Raw genomic sequence first — 18,013 nt, forward strand, 5'->3', positions numbered from 1 at the left:
AGTTCTATGCAGATTGATGTGCGGGGCAAGGTTGCTCTGGTCACGGGAAGTTCCGCGGGGATCGGCGTTGGATGTGCCCATGCGCTGAGCGCTGCCGGTGCCCGCGTGATCGTCACAGGCCGCCGAGGTGACCAACTCGAGCAGGTAGCCGCGAGCGTCGCCGAACTGGGATATGAAACTCCCTCGGTCGTGGTCTCTGATGTGTCCAGCGCAGACGGGATCTCGCGCCTTCTCGATTCGATTTCCGAATTGGGCGAACGCGTAGACATTCTCGTCAACAATGCCGGCGGATCACGGCCCACTCCCTTGGATGCGGGAGACGAGTTCTGGGACGAAGCCCTCGGGCTGAACTTCACCGCCGCGCGACGCCTGACCGGAGCACTCTTACCCGCAATGCGGAATGCCGGGTGGGGCCGCGTGATCAATATCAGCGGCTCGATGGAGCCTCGCTCGCTCAATGCGGCCTCTGCCGCGAAGGCAGCGCTGCATATCTGGTCCAAGGGCCTCTCATGCGATGCTGCCAGCGCCGGCATCACTGTCAATTGCATTGCACCGGGCAGGATCACCAGTGAGCAGACAATGAACCGGCTGCATCCGGATCCTGCCGCGCGGGATGAGTTCATCCGCAGAAACATCCCGGCAGGCCGCTTCGGAGAGCCCAGCGAAATCGGTAATGCGGTGGCCTTCCTCGCCTCCCCTCTTGCCGACTACATCACCGGCGCGGTGCTACCCGTGGACGGCGGCATGCACTACTTCGCCCACTAGCATGGCGGCAATCGAACCGATGGCAGCACCACGATCGTGCCTGTTCGTCCCCGCGTCGAATGAACGCATCCTCGCCTCCGCACGGACCGCTCTCGCCGACATGATCATTGTCGATCTCGAGGACTCGGTGATTCCACGGCAGAAGGAGACCGCGCGACGGCGGGCGATCGAGGCCATCGCCTCGGGCGATTGGTCGAGCCCGCGCCTGAGTGTGCGCGTGAACGCTTGGGAATCGCCGTGGCTTCTCAGCGATGTCGCTGAACTCGTTCGTGGGTGCGGCGCAAACATCGACTCGATCATGCTGCCGAAGACCCGGTCCGTAGTCGATGTAATCTGCCTCGATCGGATCCTCGGCCAACTCGAGGGTGAAGGCAGCCTCACACCGGGCGGAATTCGCATCGACGCGCTGATCGAGGATGCAGCTGGGTTCGCTCAGCTCGATTCCATCGCCGCCGCAGGGGAACGTCTGCGCTGCTTGTGTTTCGGTGCGATCGATCATCGTGCGTCGATGGGCTTCCGTGCCGGGGCCGCTGGGGACCTTCAGCAGTCGGCGCGACTGGCGATCGTCGGAGCTGCGCGGGCGAATGACAAGTCTGTCGTTGATGGACCGTTCACGAAGGTCCGCGATCCGGATGCCTTTCGTGTGGACATGATGCGGTGTGCAGGTGAGGGTTTCGACGGACGCCTGCTCCTGCATCCGGGACAGATAGCGATCGCGCATGCCGGATTCGCGCCTACCGCAGAAGAGACGACACTCGCCACACGCATCATTGCCGCGCTGGATGACTCGGCCTCGACGGGGAATGGTGTTGCCGTACTCGACGGGGTGATGGTGGACGAGGCCACACAGAAGTGGGCGCAGCGGATCGTCGCCAGAATCGAGCCCACCACACATGTGAATGGTGAGGCGCCCATGAAAGGAACGCCATGAGTCGACTAATCACAACAGAAGGTCTTACCGAGGACCAGCATCAGATCCTCGAAGTCGTCCGGAAGTTCGTGGAGAAGGAGATCCTTCCGGTTGCCACCGAACTCGAACACCGAGACGAATACCCCACCGCGATCGTTGACGGTCTGAAGGGACTCGGCGTATTCGGTCTGATGATCCCGGAGGAGTACGGGGGAGTCGGTGAGTCGCTGCTGACCTACGCATTGGTGGTCGAGGAGATCGCTCGTGGCTGGATGAGTGTATCCGGTGTGATCAATACCCACTTCATCGTCGCCTACATGCTGATGCAGCATGGAACCGAGGAGCAGAAGCGTAAGTACCTACCGCGGATGGCGACGGGAGACGTACGCGGCGCGTTCAGCATGAGCGAACCTGCGCTCGGCTCGGATGTCGCGGCGATCACGACAAAGGCGACCAGGCACGACGACGGTTCGTACTCGATCACCGGCCAGAAGATGTGGCTGACCAACGGCGCATCCTCGAATCTCGTTGCGGTTCTGACCAAGACCGATGAGGGCTCCGAGTCGGTATACCGGAACATGACGACCTTCTTGGTCGAGAAAGAGCCTGGGTTCGGCGAGACAGCCGAGGGCGTCACGATCCCCGGCAAGATCGACAAGATGGGCTACAAGGGCATCGACACCACGGAGATGGTTCTCGACCAGCATGGTTCGTCGAGCGATCAGATCCTGGGCGGAGTCCCCGGCAAGGGCTTCTACCAGATGATGGACGGTGTCGAGGTCGGCCGGGTCAACGTGGGTGCCCGCGCGGTGGGCATCGCCAATCGGGCGTTCGAGCTCGCCATTGCCTACGCTCAGCAACGGGTGACGTTCGGTAAACCGATTGCCCAGCACCAAGCGATCCTGTTTCGCTTGGCGGAGATGGCCACAAAGGTCGAGGCCGCACATTCGATGGTCGTTCGCGCGGCTCGGCTCAAGGATTTGGGGAAACGCAACGATGTCGCGGCTGGGATGGCCAAGATGCTGGCATCCGAGTACTGCAATGAGGTGGTCGAGAATGCGTTCCGGATCCATGGTGGGTATGGCTATTCGAAGGAGTACGAGATCGAGCGCCTCTACCGTGAGGCAGCCTTCATGCTCATCGGGGAGGGTACGTCCGACATCCAGAAGCTCATCATCGGTCGGAGCTTGCTGAAGGAGTACCAGCTCTGACAATGAGTTCGGGGGGCACGCACACCGTGACCCCCGACTATTTCCCAACTGCTAACAGTCAGGCAATTCATTGATTGTTAAGCTTGTACCAAAGGGTCATAGCGAGTGAGGGGATGGATCGATGACAGAGCCAGGGGCTGGGCCGTTCGTTGCGCAGCAGGTGCTCAGGCCGCGTGAACAAGTGCAGAAGCAGATCACGGACGCCATATTGGATGGACGGTTCGCGCAGGGAGAGAAGTTGCCGTCGGAGAACGCGCTGGCCGACATGTTCGGTGTCAGCCGGCCGACGGTCCGAGAGGCACTCGGATCGCTGGTAGCCGCTGGACTGGTTCGCAAGATCCCCGGTGTGAGCGGTGGGTCATTCGTCCGTGAGGTCGACAGCAGGGCGCTGGGCCGGATGCTCCAGGACTCCATGTCGCATGTGCTGCGGCTCGGATCCCTCAACATCGAGGAAGTGAGCGAAGCCCGAGAGATCGTCGAGGTTCCTTGCGCCCGCCTCGCGGCGCGCAACCGCACCGACGAGCAGGTCGCCGCCGCATGTGCGGTCGTCTCGCGGCAGAAGACAATCGACCTGTTCGACCCCCAGGTCTCGGTACTGGATCAGGAATTCCACCGAATCATCGCGGAGGCGACAGAGAACCGTCTGCTCGTGGCCTTCGTGCAGGCACTGCACGCGTGCACCGCGCCTGTCAGCTATCTCGAACTCACACCGGAGGTGGGTCATGAGACGATCCGCCAACACACGAAGATCATCAAGGCCATCGAGGATCGTGACGAACGAGCCGCCGCTGAGGCTATGCGCGAACACCTGACGTATGTTCGTCAGCGCAGTCGCGACTACCCCGAGACCGAATCCTGAGTTCGACGGCGCAACGATTCGGGGAGTGTTTCACCATCAGAACGCTCCCCCGAATCGCCTCGTCATCGACCTATGCGCAACTTAGTCGCATTTATATCCGCTCGAACACAGCTGCCAGACCCTGGCCGCCGCCGATGCACATTGTCTCGATCCCGTAGCGCGCTTGCCGACGCTGCATCTCCCGCAGCAGATTCGCCATAATACGTCCTCCTGTCGCACCGATCGGATGTCCGAGCGAGATGCCTGAACCGTTCACGTTGACCCTTTCTAGGTCCGCTTGGGCGAATTTCCATTCGCGGAAGCACGCCAATACCTGAGCCGCGAATGCCTCGTTCAGTTCGACGAGGTCGATGTCGGACCACTGCAACCCTGCGCGCACGAGCGCCGCATGTGTCGCCGGGACGGGTCCGATACCCATTCGCGCCGGTTCCACTCCGGCCAGCGACCAGCTGACCAGCCTGCCGTAGGGGCGCAGACCGAGGGCATCGGCCCGCTCTGGCGTTGTCACGATCGCCACCGCGGCTGCATCGTTCTGGCCGCTCGAATTGCCCGCGGTGACAGTTGCTTCGGGATCGACAGACCTGAGTATGGGAGTCAACGCGGCCAGCTTGTCCATCGAGACGTCCGGCCGCGGATGCTCGTCGCGGACGACCACCCGCTCCGGGTCCTTTCGCGTGGCGGGGAGGACAACCGGGACGATCTCGTCGTCGAATAACCCCTGGTCGATTGCCCGTACCGCACGGCGGTGCGAGCGCAGCGCCCACTCGTCCTGCTCGGTGCGGCTGATTCCATGGTCACGCCGGAGATTCTCTGCGGTTTCTATCATTCCGCCGGGTACCGGGAATCGTTTACCCCCGGAGTTCTTGCGCGGCTCGGCGAGCCGGTCCTTCACGACAGGAGTGCCGCCGTGATTCCACCGAGCGTCCGCCAGGTACAACTCGGTCTGGCTCATGCTCTCCGCGCCGCCGGCGAGGACCAGGTCCGACCCGCCGCTCGCGACCTGCATGCACGCATAGATCACAGCCTGCAGCCCTGATCCGCACCGGCGGTCGACCTGAAGCCCGGGGACTGTGATGTCCAATCCTGCATCCAACGCAGCGATCCGGCCGAGTGCTGCCGCTTCGCCATTCGGGTAGCCCTGCCCGAAAATTACATCGTCGATGTCCACGGAAGCGATGCCCGTCCGGTCGACAAGCCCTCTGATGACGGTGGACGCAAGCTCTGCCACCGGGACGTCCTTGAAAATGCCGCCGTAGCGGCCGACCGGTGTCCTGAGGGGCTCGCAGATGACTGCATCACGCATGAGATCTCCTAAACGCTGGTCTCGCCGCCATCGACGACGATGGTCTGTCCGGTGAGGAAAGTCGGGGCATCCAGCGCCAGGTACCGGACCACGTTGGCAATTTCCTCGGGCTCGCCCATTCGGTGGGCGGGAATGCGGCGCAGCACCTTCTTCATGGCCTCGGCGTTTCCACGCAACTCGGCATTGATGTCGGTGGCGATGTAGCCGGGTGCGACCGCATTGATCTGCGCACCGAAGCGTGCCCATTCCGCGGCAGCGGCGCGCGTAAAGTTGATCACCGCCCCCTTGGAGGCGCAATAGGATGTGTATCCCGGTCGGCCGACGAGGCCGAATACGGAGGCCACATTCACCGCCCGCCCAGCACCGACCGATGCGAAATGTCTTGCCGCAGCACGTGAACAGTGGAACATTCCACGGACATTGATGTCGAAGACGCGTTGCCAGTCCGAGTCGGTCAGATCGACGAGATTTCGTTGCAACGCGACACCGGCGTTGTTGATCAAGATGTCGAGTCGGCCGAACTCGTTCAGGCAGGTGGCGAAGAGGTGTTCAACGGCGGACTCATCCGAGATATCGGTGACGCAGGCCAGAGATTTCGCCCCGAGTGTGCTGATCTCGTCCGTCAGCGATCGGAGTTCGTCGGCGCCGCGCGCCGCGAGAACGGTTTGTACCCCTGACTCAGCGAGAGCGAGGGCTGTGGCCCTGCCTAATCCGCGACTGGCACCAGTGACGATGGCGACTGAAGGCGACATGACCACATGCTGTCTGACAATTACCAATATGTCAATGTTGGCGACATGTTGCCAGGGCTCTGGCTACCACTGGCTCAGGACACCCGCCCGGATCGCATCGCCGTGTCGCTGGCACGAAATCAGATCGCAGTCTCCACAGCCGAACCCGCATGACGAGGGTTTCGGCATCGATCTCGGCGGCCGGTCCGCAGACACGGATCCGATACGGCTGGGAGCCGGGCGCGGCCGAGCACTTCGAGGGGACGGCCAGTTCGAAGGGCACCACATGATCGAGGGCCAGAACGGCAACCGGGTGCACGAATCGCCACCAAGGGGCTGATTTCTCGCCACCGCTGGGTGGGGAATTCTGGTTATCGCATGCTGGCGATGGTCAGTGCAAAGGGTTTCAATCCGTGGTTGCGGACGATCGAGGGGACCAGCAGCATGAGCGCTTCGGTGCCGCGCGCCGTGGTGATGTCACCGAGGTCTTCGATCCACTCGTCGGCCCAGCCCAGGTCGGCCAGCAGATCCCGCACGGTCGCCTTCGCCCCGGCGTCGTTGCCGGACAGGAACGCGGTGGGCGGGCTGCAGAGCGATCCCGGGGCAGTCATGACCGGAAACAGCATGGTGTTAAGGGTTTTCACCACGCGGGTTGCAGGCAGGGCCTGCTGAATGTGCTCGGCCAGGCTGCGGCCGGTGTAGAGCAATCCGCTCGGTCTGCCCTCGTCGTCACGGCCGGTGGCGTTGGCGAGGTCGATGAGGATCTTGCCGTCGAGGGCGTCGCGCAGCGCGACCAGCCGTTCGACCGAACCTTCGCCCGGTGTGGCGTTGACGACGATCTCGCCGTCGCGGGCGGCCTGCTCCATTCCGGCGAGCGTGACCGGCGGGCCCGCCCAATTGTCCACGCCGCCACGGGTTCCGACGGTTACCCTATGTCCGGCCTCGAGCAGTTTGGTCGCGAGGTTCGCCGATACGCGTCCCGCGCCGAGAATCGCGATCGAGGTCATCGCAGCGCCTCCGCCAGCACCTCGACGGCCGCGGCGTGCAGCGCCGGTGTGGCCGCGAGGAAGTCCCGGCTGGCCGCGGACCACGGGTTTCCGGCGAGATCGGTGACGGTGCCGCCCGCTTCGGCGACCAGCAGCGCACCGGCGACCAGTCCGGACCGCACATCGCTGTGCTGCCAGAACACATCCATCCGGCCCGCGGCTACCTGGATCAACTGCATGGTGGCCGGTACCGAAACCCTTGTCACCAAGGCATTTTCGAGCATCGCTGTCACCGTGCGGCCGATCTGGCGGAAGGTCTCGGCGGTCTCGCCGGGCTTGGCCTGGCCGGTCCCGACCAGCGCGGCGTTCAGCCGGGCCTTGTTCGAGGTGTGCAGCCGCACGCCGTTGAGGTAGGCCCCTTGTCCCCGGACCGCGGTGTAGATGTCCTCGGTCAGGGGCAGGTAGACGACGGTGACGACCGGGTCGTTGTCGCGCACCAGGGTGGCGGTCACCGACCATTCGGTCATGCCGTGGCCGTGGTTGATATTGCCTTCGGCCGGGTCGGTCACCCACCATTCGCCGTCGGGCAGGGCACCGCCTGCCAACTCGTCCTCGACCCAGCCCGCGCCGGGGCGTGCCGCCTCCAGCGCCGGACGTAGCAACTCCAGCACCGCGGCGTCATTGGCCTCCAGCACGGCGGTGATGTCGTCGAGATCGCCTGGGCGCGAATCGATGTCGAATCGCTCGCGCAGTCGGGCACCTGCCTTGCGGACCGCGGCGACGGCCTCGGGAAGCAAGGCTTCGTCAGTAGATAGGACAGTACGTGCGGACATGATCTTCTCCTGCGAGGAACTGGGATCTGGTGAAATCCACGCTAGGAGCCATGAGATATAACCGCAAATGCATGTTAGTCAGATATAACATGACTGACATGCATGTTGATCTGAATCTGCTCACTGCCCTGGATGCCCTGCTCGAGGAGGGCAGCGTCGCGGGCGCTGCGGATCGGCTCCACCTGACACAGCCCGCCATGAGCCGCGCGCTGGCCCGCGTGCGGCATGCGATGGACGATCAGATCCTGGTTCGCAGCGGCCGCACGATGACCCCGACCCCGCGCGCGGTCGCCGTTCGCGAACAGGTGCACGCGCTGGTCCAGCAGGCGCAGGCGATCCTGGCACCGGAACGCGATATCGATCCGGGCACCGTCGAACGCACGTTCACCCTGAGCTGGCACGAGGCCATCACCACCGCGATCGGCGCGCAATTGCTGGCGACGGTGTCCCGGCGCGCGCCCGGCATCCGGCTCCGACTGCTCGCCGAGGCCAGCACCGACACCAACGATCTGCGCCACGGCCGAGTCGACCTCGAAATCGGTGCCACCACCCCAGAGCAGGCCGATATCTCGCACACGACCGTTGCCCACGATCGCCTCGTGGTCGTTACCCGCCACGACCACCCCATCACCGACATGACCCTCGACAACTACGCCGCCGCGCAACACATCACGGTGTCCCGCCGCGGCCGCCTGCACGACCGCATCGACGACATTCTCGCCCAGCAGGATCGGCACCGCCACACCGTCGCCGCCGTGCCCACCAGCACGACCGCGCTGCATATCGTGCGACACAGTGACCTGCTGGTCGTGGTGCCCGAACATATGACTCGCTCCGCCGTCCACGACCTTGCTCTCCGCGTCCACCCCCTGCCCTTCGACCTCGCCCCGACACCCGTGGTCATGGCATGGCATCAGCGCTACGACGGCGACCGCGCCCACCAATGGCTGCGCTCGGAAACCGCCGCGGCCCTAGTAGTGCTTTGTTAGGTGTGGGGTGGCTGCGTACGGACAGGTAGGGGTTGGTGGCAGGTGTGGCAGTGTCCGGTCCAGGTGGCGAGTAGGTGTTGGAGCCGGCGCAGGACGGCGTAGAGGGTCAGGCCGGCGCAGGGGCTTTTGGGGTGTGGCGCAGCTGGGTGCAGATGGCCTGGGCGATCGAGGCGAGGGTGACGTGACGGTGCCAGCCCAGCCAAGACCGTCCTTCGAAGTGGTCCAACCCGAGACCGTCTTTGAGTTCGCGGTAGTCGTGTTCGATGCGCCAACGGATTTTCGCCAGCCACACCAGGTTCGGCAGCGGGATCGAGGCGGGGAGGGTCGAAAGCCTGTAGTCGGTGGGCTCGGGTGCTCCGGTGGCCCATTCGGCCAGCAGCCAGCATTCGGGAAGGCTGCCGTCGGGGCCGCGAGCGATGTTGCGGTTGGCTGGGCGCACTCGCAGATCGCTGGTCCCGGCGGTGTCACAGCAGTTGGATGTTGCGCCGAATGACTCCGGCGACGGCGCATCCGCTTGGTGTAGTCGGCCGATTGCGCCATGGGCGCGGATACCGGTCTTTTTCGCGACCTCCGCCAGCGACTTGTTCTCCGGGCGCGGCAGCCGCGCATACTCGATCTTGCCGTCCGGGGCGCGACCGGGCGGCCGCTGCGCCGGCTCGGTCTCACACAATGGCCAGCCTTTTCTCCCCGGCAATGCGGACCGATATTAGGCGCGGGTCGTTGAGCATGCGAAGAAGAACTGCTCGTGATCCGCGCCCGACCGGTGAACGTCATAGCCAGGCCGATCCCTATGCAGTGCATCCCAGCCCGAACACACCGCAGCAACGCTGTCGAGCCCGAGTTCGACAAACAGGGGTGTACATCCCTGATCCTGAGGCGTCTACTGGAATACGCAGGACACCGGGTTGATCATCGTGGCTTTGTTCTTCCCGTGGCCGTGGTCGGGTGGGCGTAGTGAGCGGTGCTGGCATTGCGCACATGACCGATACCAGCACCGGAGGGTTTCTCGAGCCCCCTTCGAGTACAGCAGCGAAACCAGGTAGCTGGCCATGATCGTTCTCGGAATCATCCTTCTTATTGTTGGGTTCATATTCGGCATCCCGATCCTCTGGACCATCGGGATCGTGGTCCTCGTCGTCGGGCTCGTATTACTGCTGTTGGGGTCGACGGGCCGCGCCGTCGGCGGCCGACGCCATTACTACTAGCCCCTGGGATCGCGTCTGCGCTTCAGATCGCGGTCACCACCACCACTGTCGTGCTGACCGCGGTAAGCGTCGTCGGTATCCGCCCCCGCGTCAGAGTTCGCTCCACGTGTCACACACCGACCGGGCAACACTGATCGAATTGGCCGAAAACACTGTATGGCCATACGCGGCCCACCCACTGGCACCATCACCGTCAGCTCGACCTGCTCGGCAGATGCTTGCGCGGACGCGCGTTCCCGGCCGGAATTCTTCTGCCGCACCAGAATCACATCCTCGCCATTGTTCGCCGATGTGGTTCGAGGCTGCCGCCACCGAGCATCTCGCCCCAGTAGTCACTAGCCACAAACTACCCAGCAATGAGTAATCAGGAGGTGAATTCACCGATGTTTATGCAGATGATGGACATGATCCGAAACATGTGGAACATGATGTTCCCCACCATGCCCATGTAGTGAGACCGACCGCCAGAGCGACCGGATGGAAGATTGCGCACGGATTCGAGGAATTCCCGCAATCCGATGGCGGCCCGTACTCGCAAACCCAGCCAACAGCCAGACGCGCTAAACGCGAGTTCGTCCACAGCCTGGGCCAAGGAGATTGATCACCTGCTGGGCCCTCCCGCCTGTCAGCCGAATTTGCGCTGGACGATGTGCGTTCTCCGGTCAGCGTGCACATGTCGGTTGCCAATCGGCGCGGGGTTATCGGACGCGGGTGCACACTGGGGAGGTGACCCGAGTTCAGCGCTGTGTCGGCCACTTGGATTGCCTGATCGAACTTACCTGGCCTGCTGGAAGGCAGGCCTGGTGGAGTGCACCTCACATGGGAACTGGACTGCAAATTGCGGCCGATAATGGCGCCTGCCGCCGATCGGTCGGCCACTCGTACCGGCGACCATCAACACTGCACCGATAATCAAGACAATTACTCCGATAGTGGTCAGCGCTGGAATTCCGAAAAGGAATCCGGCGATGAGGAGGATTACTCCGAGAATGATCGTGAGAAATCTGAAACGCGCCACGCGATTTATTCGTGGACCAGGCGCGTCACCGACCGCCACCGCGCCGATCGCTCGATTCGGGGACATTCCTGCCGAAGCAATGACGCCCAACAGAATGTGGGTGGACTACCAGCGTGCACCAAGTGCCAGTAGTCGCTGGGTTCGGCTGTGCCGGTTGGCCATCAACCGCAACATCACCCGAGCCACCGACGGCAGCCGAGTACTGCGATCGCGACGACGAGTGGGATCAGCAGGTGCCAGCCCGCGAACGGCACGGTCACGACCAGAAGTGCGACAGCGACGACGGCGACCAAGCGTTGCCCTCCCGTGAACAGACGTGCTGCGGCAGCCGTGCCCAGCAGGTAGGTCGCGAGTACGAGGACAGCGGGGATGAAGACGATGTCGTCGGTGCCCCAGCCGAAGACGGCAGCACCGACCAACCCCGCACCGCCGATTGCCGCGACAGCGAGTATCGCGACGATCGGAGCGTCGTGCCGGTTGCGGCGGGTCAGGATCCGGGGTGCCCAGCCATCACGTCCGAGGGCGAAGCCGAGCCGGGAGACCGAGACGACGAAGGCGTTGCTCGTGCCGAGGCAGATGACAACGGCGGCCCCAGCGACGACGCCGACTGCGGACAAGCCGAGCCCCTGCTCGATGATGACGCCGAGCGAGATGCGATCGAGCGCGCGACTGCCGTAGGAATCGGTGCCGACGACCGCGAAGGCCACACCGAGGTAGAGCACGGTGACGATCAGGATCGTCAGCAGCGTCGCGCGCGGGAGGGTGTGCTTGACATCGCGGAACTCGGCGGAGAGGTGTGCGATCGCCTCCCATCCGGCGAAGGCGAAGAAGAGCACAACCACGGCGTGGCCGACCCCGTTGACACCGTGCGGTGCGAACGGCGTGAAACTCCCGAACTGGATGTGTGGGAGCGCCACCAGGATCACCGTGATGAGGATTATCGCGACGCCGATCGCGAGGACGATCTGAACACGGGCACCAAGCTCGAGACCGACGAGATTGGCGATGACCGCGACCGCGAGCACGCCCGCGGCGATAAGCGGCTCCCAGTGCTGGGACAGGCCGAGCGCGTCCGCGACGTAGTAGCCGGCGGTCAGCGGCACGATGGTCTGCCCGATAGAGCCCGCAATGAAGTACCACCAGCCGGCCACCCCACCAGCGGAGGCTCCGAACGCCCGGGAAGCGAACGACGCGACACCACCCGCGTCCGGAAATCGTGACGCCAGGGCAGCGAAGGTGAACGCGAGCGGCAGGCCCATCGCCGCGCTGAATGCCCAAGCGATCAACGACCCGGGCCCGGCCAGCGACGCAGCCTGACCGGGGAACACCAGAACCCCGGCACCGAGGATCGCGCACACATACAGTGCGACCCCCTGCGCCACCCCGATCGTGGTCGCAGAGTCGGTCACTGTCGTCTTTTCGCTCGTCACTCTCCTATCCCAGTCGACTCACCCCGCGCACGGTGAGTGTCATAGTTGACGACATGCGCAAGAGAACAGACACACATCGGGTGGCGCTCGCGGTGATGCCGGGTGCTCCGATCTTCGAACTCGCGGTTCCCTGCGAGGTGTTCGGAATCTCTCGCCCGGAAATCGTCGACCCCTGGTACGAGTTCCGGGTCTGCGCCACCGAACCCGGAGCGGTGATCGCCGCCGGATTCGCCGCGACCACGCCCCACGGGCTCGACGACCTCGTCACCTCGGACACGGTGATCGTGCCCGCCTGCACGAACATCCATGGCCAACAGCCCACCGAGCTCGTCGACGCGGTCCGCGACGCCCACCGGCGCGGCGCGCGGATCGCCGCGATCTGTTCTGGCGCGTTCGTGCTCGCCCAAGCCGGACTGCTCGACGGCCGTCACGCCACGACCCATTGGATGCACGCGGACGAACTGCGCCGCCGCTACCCACGCGTCGACCTCGACGCGAACGTGATCTACGCCCAGGACGACCGCGTCCACACCTCAGCGGGAACTGCCGCGGGTATCGATCTCTGTCTCGAGCTGGTCCGCCAGGACCACGGCACCGCGGTCGCCAACGCCCTCGCACGCCGCATGGTGACCCCGCCGCACCGACCCGCGGACCAAGCTCAGTACATGCTCGCCCCGGTCCACTCGCCCAGCGCCCCACCTCTGAGCGAACTCACCGAATGGGCCATGCAGAATCTGGCCGAACCGATCCGGCTTCGTGACCTCGCGGCACGCATACACCTCAGCGAGCGGCAGCTCACGCGCCAATTCCTCAAAGCGTTCGGCCGAACTCCGGGCAGCTGGCTCGCTCGTGAACGCCTACGACGCGCGCAGACGCTTCTCGAAACCACCGACCTCACGATCGCCGCCATCGCGACCGAAAGCGGATTCAGCACCGCGGCCGGGCTCCGTGCGGCATTCGCGAAACACCTCCAGACCTCACCAAGCGACTATCGTTCGACCTGGGCAGCCTGAATCGGCGGTAAGCCACCGACCACGGGTGCCACAAACCGTCACTGGTCCACTCCCGGCGCTCGCCCACCACGGCCAATGACCCTCACGCTGGTATGAGGCCGGGATGCCGGTCGTAGCAGACGGTATCGACGGGCCAGGTCCAGGTTCGTGGAGCGGACTGCCGGACGGCGGCCGCTGAGGATCGCGGGCTCACCTCGTCGGCGCTCCCGTCGACGGCTGACCAATGCGAGCGAGCATCTGCACACGCCAACCGTGAATCTGCTTCATGCCGCGGTTGAGCTTCCAGCAGGGCGTAACTAATAGATACCTGTCGGCCCCGGATTATCGGCGCAAGATCACCCGCCAGCTCGACAAGGGGGAGTCCCTGCACGCACTGCGCTGCGACCTGCTGTATGCCCACGAAGGGCATGATCCGGGCGCGGCACCTGGAAGCCAAACCGAACAAGGCTGGTACCGTACCCTGGCGACAAATGCCGTAATCGCTTGGACCACAGAGTATTACGGTCTCGGTGTGGCGCAGATGCCGGCGCGAGGGGCGGCGCATCGATGATGCGGTACTCGCACACATCTCGCCCGCGCACAGCGGGAACATCAACTTCTTTGGCGCCATCGAGGTCGACATCGACGCCGAACTCGCCCAGCTCGGACCCACCGGCTACCGCCCGTAGCGTGTCCGCGACACCTTGTTCTGAGCGAGCGTTCGTCCGATGTCTGCGGGCCGTCGTCAGCCGAACCAGGGCCGTGCACCAGTTCATTCCGCTGCATGTTCGACCGATGCTAGCGTGCCTGTGCATCCAGCGATCGGAGGCTCATTGATGGACGAGATCAAGTTCGAGCAGGACCTGGTGCGGGCGCTGCTGCGGGAGCAGCATCCGGATCTGGCACACCTCGTGCTCCGAGACGTCGACGGAGGCTGGGATAACCAGCAATGGCGACTCGGGCAGGAGTTGGCCGTGCGCTTGCCGCGCACCGAGCGCGCGCCTGCTCTGCTGCACACTGAGCAGAGGTGGCTGCCGGTGTTGGCGAACCGCCTGCCGCTGCCAACACCCACCCCGGTGCGTATCGGCAAACCTTCGAGCCTGTTCGAGCACACCTGGACAATCGCGCGCTGGGTCGAGGGTGAGCCGGCCGATCACGCGCCGGTCACACGCATTGATGCGGCCGAGATCCTCGCGGAATTCCTTGGTGCGCTGCACGACCAGGCGCCCGCCGACGCACCGACCAACCCTGCGCGCGGCATCCCACTGGCTGGATTGCGGGAACGGGTCGACCGCGGGTTCGAGGTCATCGCCGACCACGCGAGCGCTGACAGCGCACGGGAAGTCTGGGAGAAGGCGGTAGCAGCGCCGGTCTGGCAGGGCGCGCCGCTGTGGCTGCATGGTGACTTGCATCCGGCGAACGTGGTCGTCCGGGACGGGATGCTCGCTGGGGTGATCGACTTCGGCGAGATGTGCGCAGGCGATCCCGCGACCGATCTTTCAGCCGCCTGGATCCTGTTGCCTGCAGACGCGGCAAGTCGATTCTTCGACGCCTATGGGCAGGCCGACGAAGCGACCATCACCCGGGCCCGTGGCTGGGCTGTCCTGCTCGCCCTGGGCCTGATCGGGATCGGACGAAACGGGAGGCTTGGTCTGCCCGGGGGCAAACCAACCTGGGAACCCGCAGGTTACGCCACACTCGAACGGGTCCTGGCGGCGAACTGACCCGCGCGCGGCCCGGTGGATCAAAGACGAAGGTTCGCGAGACACTCTGCGGCGCAGGGTTTTCCCGCAGGTCATATCTGTAACGGTTGCCGTGTACGCGCCAATGCCAAGTCGGTCGAGGATGAGAGGTTTGCCGCTCATCGGCCACACCGCATCCACCTATGCGTTCCAGGTCTTCGATGCCGTACCGCCGACCGACAAACGCGTCGTAATCCCCCATACTCCAGCGCGGATCGGCTCCACGACGGCTACAACTAGTCGAATGCTGTCCGGGACGGTCGGAGCGAGTTTCAATGGCGTGTATACCTCACTCGACGGTCACCGTCGCCTGCCACGCGCCCGGGCGCATGCCTGTCGCCTTCTGGAAGAACACCGAGAAGTTGGACGCGTCGGGAAAGCCGAGCTCGCTTGCGCAGCGGGCCGCCGGAAAACGGTCGTGCGCGAGGAGTCGTTTCGCTTCCAGGACGATGCGATCGACGATGTACGCCTTCGCAGTACGGCCGGCAACCTGTTGCACCGCTCTCGAGAGGGTGCGGGGCGCGTATCCCAGGGCCCGGGCGTAGTAGCCGGCATCGTGATGTTCCCGAAAGTGCACTTCGACGCTCGACCGGAAGAGTTGGAAAACCGCATTCGTCGGCCGTGCTTCGCCGTGCGATGGCCGGAGCCGAGCAACGAGCGCCGATAGCAGGATCTCGGGGAGCTCCTTCGACGCGCCTTCGCGCGACGCGGACGCTTCGAGTAGGAGATGGTTCCGCGCGGCGTCGACGAACGGCCAGTCGGCGTCAGGGATCGTCCATACTGCGACCAGGTCCGGCGACGCGACGAGCTCTCGAGTGCCATGAGTGACCGGCGCGGTCGGAACGAACAGCACGACATGCCCTGCCACGCCGACGATGTCTTCCCATCGGTGCACCGCGCCAGGAGCGACCCACACCGCGGATCGCCCCCTGAGAGGGTGCAGGACGAAGTCGACCATGACGGATCCGTACCCGGTATCGACGACGGCGAGGACGTAGAAGTTGGCGCGCTGCGTCCCGCCGTCGTTCAGGGCACGAAGACGATCGAACGTCATCGTCTCGACCGCGGCCGTACCCCGCCCGACGGGCTGGTAGCTCATCTGCCGGATCGCATCCACGTGTCCAGTTTCCACCATCGGATGACCACTCGCGCCGATGCCCCGCATCGGCTGTCGACGTCAAATGGAAGGAGGGAAAAACCACCCGGAATCAGATCGAAGGAGATCTTATGACCACGTCGCTACAGCCTCTGCTGCCCACTTACGACCACCGTCCAGGCACCGGACCGACCCTGGTGTTCCTGCATTATTGGGGTGGTTCCGCCCGCACCTGGGACCTCGTCGTCGACCGCCTCGCGGATCGTGATGCGCTCGCGATCGACTTTCGCGGATGGAGTCGCTCGAGCAGCCTGCCCGGGCCCTACACGCTCCGTCAGCTCGCCGAGGACACCCTCGCCGTGATGGCCGACGCGGGAGTAACCGACTACGTCCTCGTCGGCCATTCCATGGGCGGCAAGGTCACGCAGCTGATCGCAGCGACCCGGCCCACCGGCCTCCGCGGAATCATTCTCGTCGGTTCCGGTCCCGCGAAACCTGCTGCGGAGATTACTGCCGAGTACCGGGAGGGCCTCTCCCACGCCTACGACTCCGCCGAGTCCGTCATCTCCGCACGGGACAACATCCTCACCGCGACCGAACTGCCCGAAGCCATCAAGTCGCAGGTCGCGACCGATTCTCGCTCCGGTACCGACGAGGCCCGTAGGGAGTGGCCGCTGCGCGGCATCGCGGAGGACATCACCGAGCACGCCCGCAGGATCAGCGTCCCCGCCCTCGTTATCGCCGGAGAGAACGACCACGTCGAGCCCGTCGACGTGCTCCGCGACAACCTGGTGCCTTACCTCTCTGGAGCCGACTTCATGGTGATCCCGAACACGGGTCACTTGATCCCGCTCGAAGCTCCCGCCGAACTCGTCGACGCCATCGCCGCCTTCGCACCGGTTGCCTGATCGCAAAACCGCGATCAGCTCTGGTTGTGCTCGTGCGAGCCTCGGTGCGGCAGCCAGATCTCCTCGGCGCGTTTGCTGGCCTGCGGGGTGAAGTAGTCGCCGATTTTCAGGTCGTCGAGCAAGGTTGCGTGCTTCGGTGCCCAGCTCAGCAGGGCTTGGGTGTGCTCACTCGAGACGGGCACGTCGAGGGAGAAGAATTTGGCCAGGAACGGGTTTCCGAGATGCTCGGTGGCCTGCTCGAGGGTCAGATTGATGGTGGGGATGTCGAGCATCTGTGCGATTTGCTCGGCGATGCTCTTTATCGTGACGGCGCTTTCGCCGGCGCCGTGCAGCACGCTGCCGCTGGGGGCTTCCTCCAGCGCCAAGCGGAACAGCCGGGCGGCGTCGCAGCGGTGGATTGCCGGCCAACGATTGGCGCCGTCCCCGATGTAGGCCGAGACACCCGCCCTGCGTGCGGCCGCGATGAGAGCCGGAATGAACCCGTAATCGCCCGGGCCGTGCACGGTCGGTGCGAGTCGCACGACGCTGGATCGGACACCCCGATCGGCAAAGACCAGGCATGCCCATTCGCCCGGGATGCGAAAGGCGGCAACCGAATCGGGATCCGGCGCGTCCCGCTCGGTGCTGACCCGGCCGGTCCGCGTCACCAACGTGCCCGACGTGCTGACAAACGGCTTGCCGGACCCGACCAGCGCCTGACCGAGCGCCTCGATCGCGGCGCAGTCGCGACGGATGAGGTCGTCCGGATCGGCGTAGTCGCCGCCGTAGGCCATGTGCAGGACGCCGTCGGCGGCTTCGGCGCCGCGGCCAAGGCTGTCGAGGTCGTCCAGGGAGCCGCGGTGTGGTGTTGCGCCGAGCGACTCCAGCCGAGCGGCGGCTGCGTCCGAGCGCGCCAGGCCGGTGACGGTGTGGCCGGCCGCGACGAGTTCAGCGACGACGGTGGGGCCGGTCTGGCCGGTGCCACCGGTAACAAAGACATGCATGAAAGACTCTCCCATTTAACGCCAGTGACTGACACTACGTAATGCACTCGCC

General features: G+C 64.6%; 19 protein-coding genes. 11 read left to right on the forward strand and 8 right to left on the reverse strand.

Going from position 1 to position 18,013, the window contains the following annotated elements:
* The first annotated feature begins 6 nt into the window (after window positions 1-6).
* The 4 genes from ACQP1G_RS26510 (at window position 7) to ACQP1G_RS26525 (ending at window position 3,745) form a co-directional block, all read left to right on the forward strand.
* Window positions 7-765: an SDR family NAD(P)-dependent oxidoreductase gene (locus tag ACQP1G_RS26510; protein ID WP_433192267.1), complete on the forward strand. Its 759-nt coding sequence runs from the start codon at window positions 7-9 to the stop codon at window positions 763-765.
* Between the two features lie 19 nt (window positions 766-784).
* Window positions 785-1,696, forward strand: a complete 912-nt coding sequence (locus ACQP1G_RS26515) for an HpcH/HpaI aldolase/citrate lyase family protein (RefSeq protein ID WP_433192268.1) — start codon at window positions 785-787, stop codon at window positions 1,694-1,696.
* A complete protein-coding gene (locus tag ACQP1G_RS26520; RefSeq protein WP_433192269.1) occupies window positions 1,693-2,886 on the forward strand; it encodes an acyl-CoA dehydrogenase family protein in 1,194 nt (397 codons plus the stop codon). The genes ACQP1G_RS26515 and ACQP1G_RS26520 overlap by 4 nt, the downstream gene beginning before the upstream one ends.
* 121 nt (window positions 2,887-3,007) lie before the next feature.
* Window positions 3,008-3,745: a FadR/GntR family transcriptional regulator gene (locus ACQP1G_RS26525; protein WP_433192270.1), complete on the forward strand. Its 738-nt coding sequence runs from the start codon at window positions 3,008-3,010 to the stop codon at window positions 3,743-3,745.
* Window positions 3,746-3,836: 91 nt separating this feature from the next.
* Here the strand turns inward: ACQP1G_RS26525 and ACQP1G_RS26530 are convergent, their stop codons facing one another.
* The 4 genes from ACQP1G_RS26530 to ACQP1G_RS26545 all read right to left on the reverse strand — a co-directional run bounded on the left by ACQP1G_RS26530 (window position 3,837) and on the right by ACQP1G_RS26545 (window position 7,598).
* Window positions 3,837-5,048, reverse strand: a complete 1,212-nt coding sequence (locus tag ACQP1G_RS26530) for an acetyl-CoA C-acetyltransferase (protein WP_433192271.1) — start codon at window positions 5,046-5,048, stop codon at window positions 3,837-3,839.
* Window positions 5,049-5,056: 8 nt separating this feature from the next.
* Window positions 5,057-5,800, reverse strand: coding sequence for an SDR family NAD(P)-dependent oxidoreductase (locus ACQP1G_RS26535; RefSeq protein WP_433192272.1), 744 nt, complete (start codon window positions 5,798-5,800; stop codon window positions 5,057-5,059).
* A gap of 350 nt (window positions 5,801-6,150) precedes the next feature.
* A complete protein-coding gene (locus ACQP1G_RS26540; RefSeq protein WP_433192273.1) occupies window positions 6,151-6,786 on the reverse strand; it encodes an NADPH-dependent F420 reductase in 636 nt (211 codons plus the stop codon).
* Window positions 6,783-7,598 (reverse strand): inositol monophosphatase family protein, encoded by an 816-nt coding sequence (locus ACQP1G_RS26545; RefSeq protein ID WP_433192274.1) that lies wholly within the window; start codon window positions 7,596-7,598, stop codon window positions 6,783-6,785. The genes ACQP1G_RS26540 and ACQP1G_RS26545 overlap by 4 nt, the downstream gene beginning before the upstream one ends.
* Window positions 7,599-7,696: 98 nt before the next feature.
* Here ACQP1G_RS26545 and ACQP1G_RS26550 point away from each other — a divergent pair, with 98 nt between their 5' ends.
* Window positions 7,697-8,587, forward strand: coding sequence for a LysR family transcriptional regulator (locus tag ACQP1G_RS26550; protein WP_433192275.1), 891 nt, complete (start codon window positions 7,697-7,699; stop codon window positions 8,585-8,587).
* Window positions 8,588-8,693: 106 nt separating this feature from the next.
* Here ACQP1G_RS26550 and ACQP1G_RS26555 read toward each other — a convergent pair whose 3' ends face one another.
* Window positions 8,694-9,281: a transposase gene (locus ACQP1G_RS26555; protein WP_433192276.1), complete on the reverse strand. Its 588-nt coding sequence runs from the start codon at window positions 9,279-9,281 to the stop codon at window positions 8,694-8,696.
* Between the two features lie 355 nt (window positions 9,282-9,636).
* Between ACQP1G_RS26555 and ACQP1G_RS26560 the strand changes: the two genes are divergently transcribed.
* A complete protein-coding gene (locus ACQP1G_RS26560) occupies window positions 9,637-9,792 on the forward strand; it encodes a DUF6131 family protein (protein ID WP_433192277.1) in 156 nt (51 codons plus the stop codon).
* A 1,191-nt stretch (window positions 9,793-10,983) separates the two neighbouring features.
* On the opposite strand, the gene ACQP1G_RS26565 is transcribed toward ACQP1G_RS26560, so the two are convergent.
* Window positions 10,984-12,240, reverse strand: coding sequence for an APC family permease (locus ACQP1G_RS26565; RefSeq protein ID WP_433192278.1), 1,257 nt, complete (start codon window positions 12,238-12,240; stop codon window positions 10,984-10,986).
* Between the two features lie 53 nt (window positions 12,241-12,293).
* Between ACQP1G_RS26565 and ACQP1G_RS26570 the strand changes: the two genes are divergently transcribed.
* The 4 genes from ACQP1G_RS26570 to ACQP1G_RS26585 all read left to right on the forward strand — a co-directional run bounded on the left by ACQP1G_RS26570 (window position 12,294) and on the right by ACQP1G_RS26585 (window position 14,956).
* On the forward strand, window positions 12,294-13,253 hold the full coding sequence (locus tag ACQP1G_RS26570; RefSeq protein WP_433192279.1) for a GlxA family transcriptional regulator: 960 nt from the start codon (window positions 12,294-12,296) through the stop codon (window positions 13,251-13,253).
* 265 nt (window positions 13,254-13,518) lie between these two features.
* Window positions 13,519-13,803 (forward strand): Tn3 family transposase, encoded by a 285-nt coding sequence (locus ACQP1G_RS26575; RefSeq protein ID WP_433192280.1) that lies wholly within the window; start codon window positions 13,519-13,521, stop codon window positions 13,801-13,803.
* A complete protein-coding gene (locus ACQP1G_RS26580; RefSeq protein WP_433209525.1) occupies window positions 13,763-13,921 on the forward strand; it encodes a hypothetical protein in 159 nt (52 codons plus the stop codon). The genes ACQP1G_RS26575 and ACQP1G_RS26580 overlap by 41 nt, the downstream gene beginning before the upstream one ends.
* A 147-nt stretch (window positions 13,922-14,068) precedes the next feature.
* Window positions 14,069-14,956, forward strand: coding sequence for an aminoglycoside phosphotransferase family protein (locus tag ACQP1G_RS26585; RefSeq protein ID WP_433192281.1), 888 nt, complete (start codon window positions 14,069-14,071; stop codon window positions 14,954-14,956).
* A 307-nt stretch (window positions 14,957-15,263) separates the two neighbouring features.
* On the opposite strand, the gene ACQP1G_RS26590 is transcribed toward ACQP1G_RS26585, so the two are convergent.
* Window positions 15,264-16,073, reverse strand: coding sequence for a helix-turn-helix domain-containing protein (locus tag ACQP1G_RS26590; protein ID WP_433192282.1), 810 nt, complete (start codon window positions 16,071-16,073; stop codon window positions 15,264-15,266).
* A 128-nt stretch (window positions 16,074-16,201) separates the two neighbouring features.
* On the opposite strand from ACQP1G_RS26590, the gene ACQP1G_RS26595 reads away from it, so the two are divergent.
* Window positions 16,202-16,978 carry an alpha/beta fold hydrolase gene (locus ACQP1G_RS26595; protein WP_433192283.1) on the forward strand — a complete coding sequence of 259 codons (777 nt, stop codon included), beginning with the start codon at window positions 16,202-16,204 and terminating at the stop codon, window positions 16,976-16,978.
* A 14-nt stretch (window positions 16,979-16,992) separates the two neighbouring features.
* On the opposite strand, the gene ACQP1G_RS26600 is transcribed toward ACQP1G_RS26595, so the two are convergent.
* The gene (locus tag ACQP1G_RS26600; protein ID WP_433192284.1) at window positions 16,993-17,961 is read right to left on the reverse strand and encodes an SDR family oxidoreductase; all 969 of its coding nucleotides are present in this window, start codon (window positions 17,959-17,961) and stop codon (window positions 16,993-16,995) included.
* Window positions 17,962-18,013 lie beyond the last annotated feature (52 nt).

It is taken from the genome of Nocardia sp. CA-107356, assembly GCF_050946365.1.
GTDB lineage: Bacteria > Actinomycetota > Actinomycetes > Mycobacteriales > Mycobacteriaceae > Nocardia.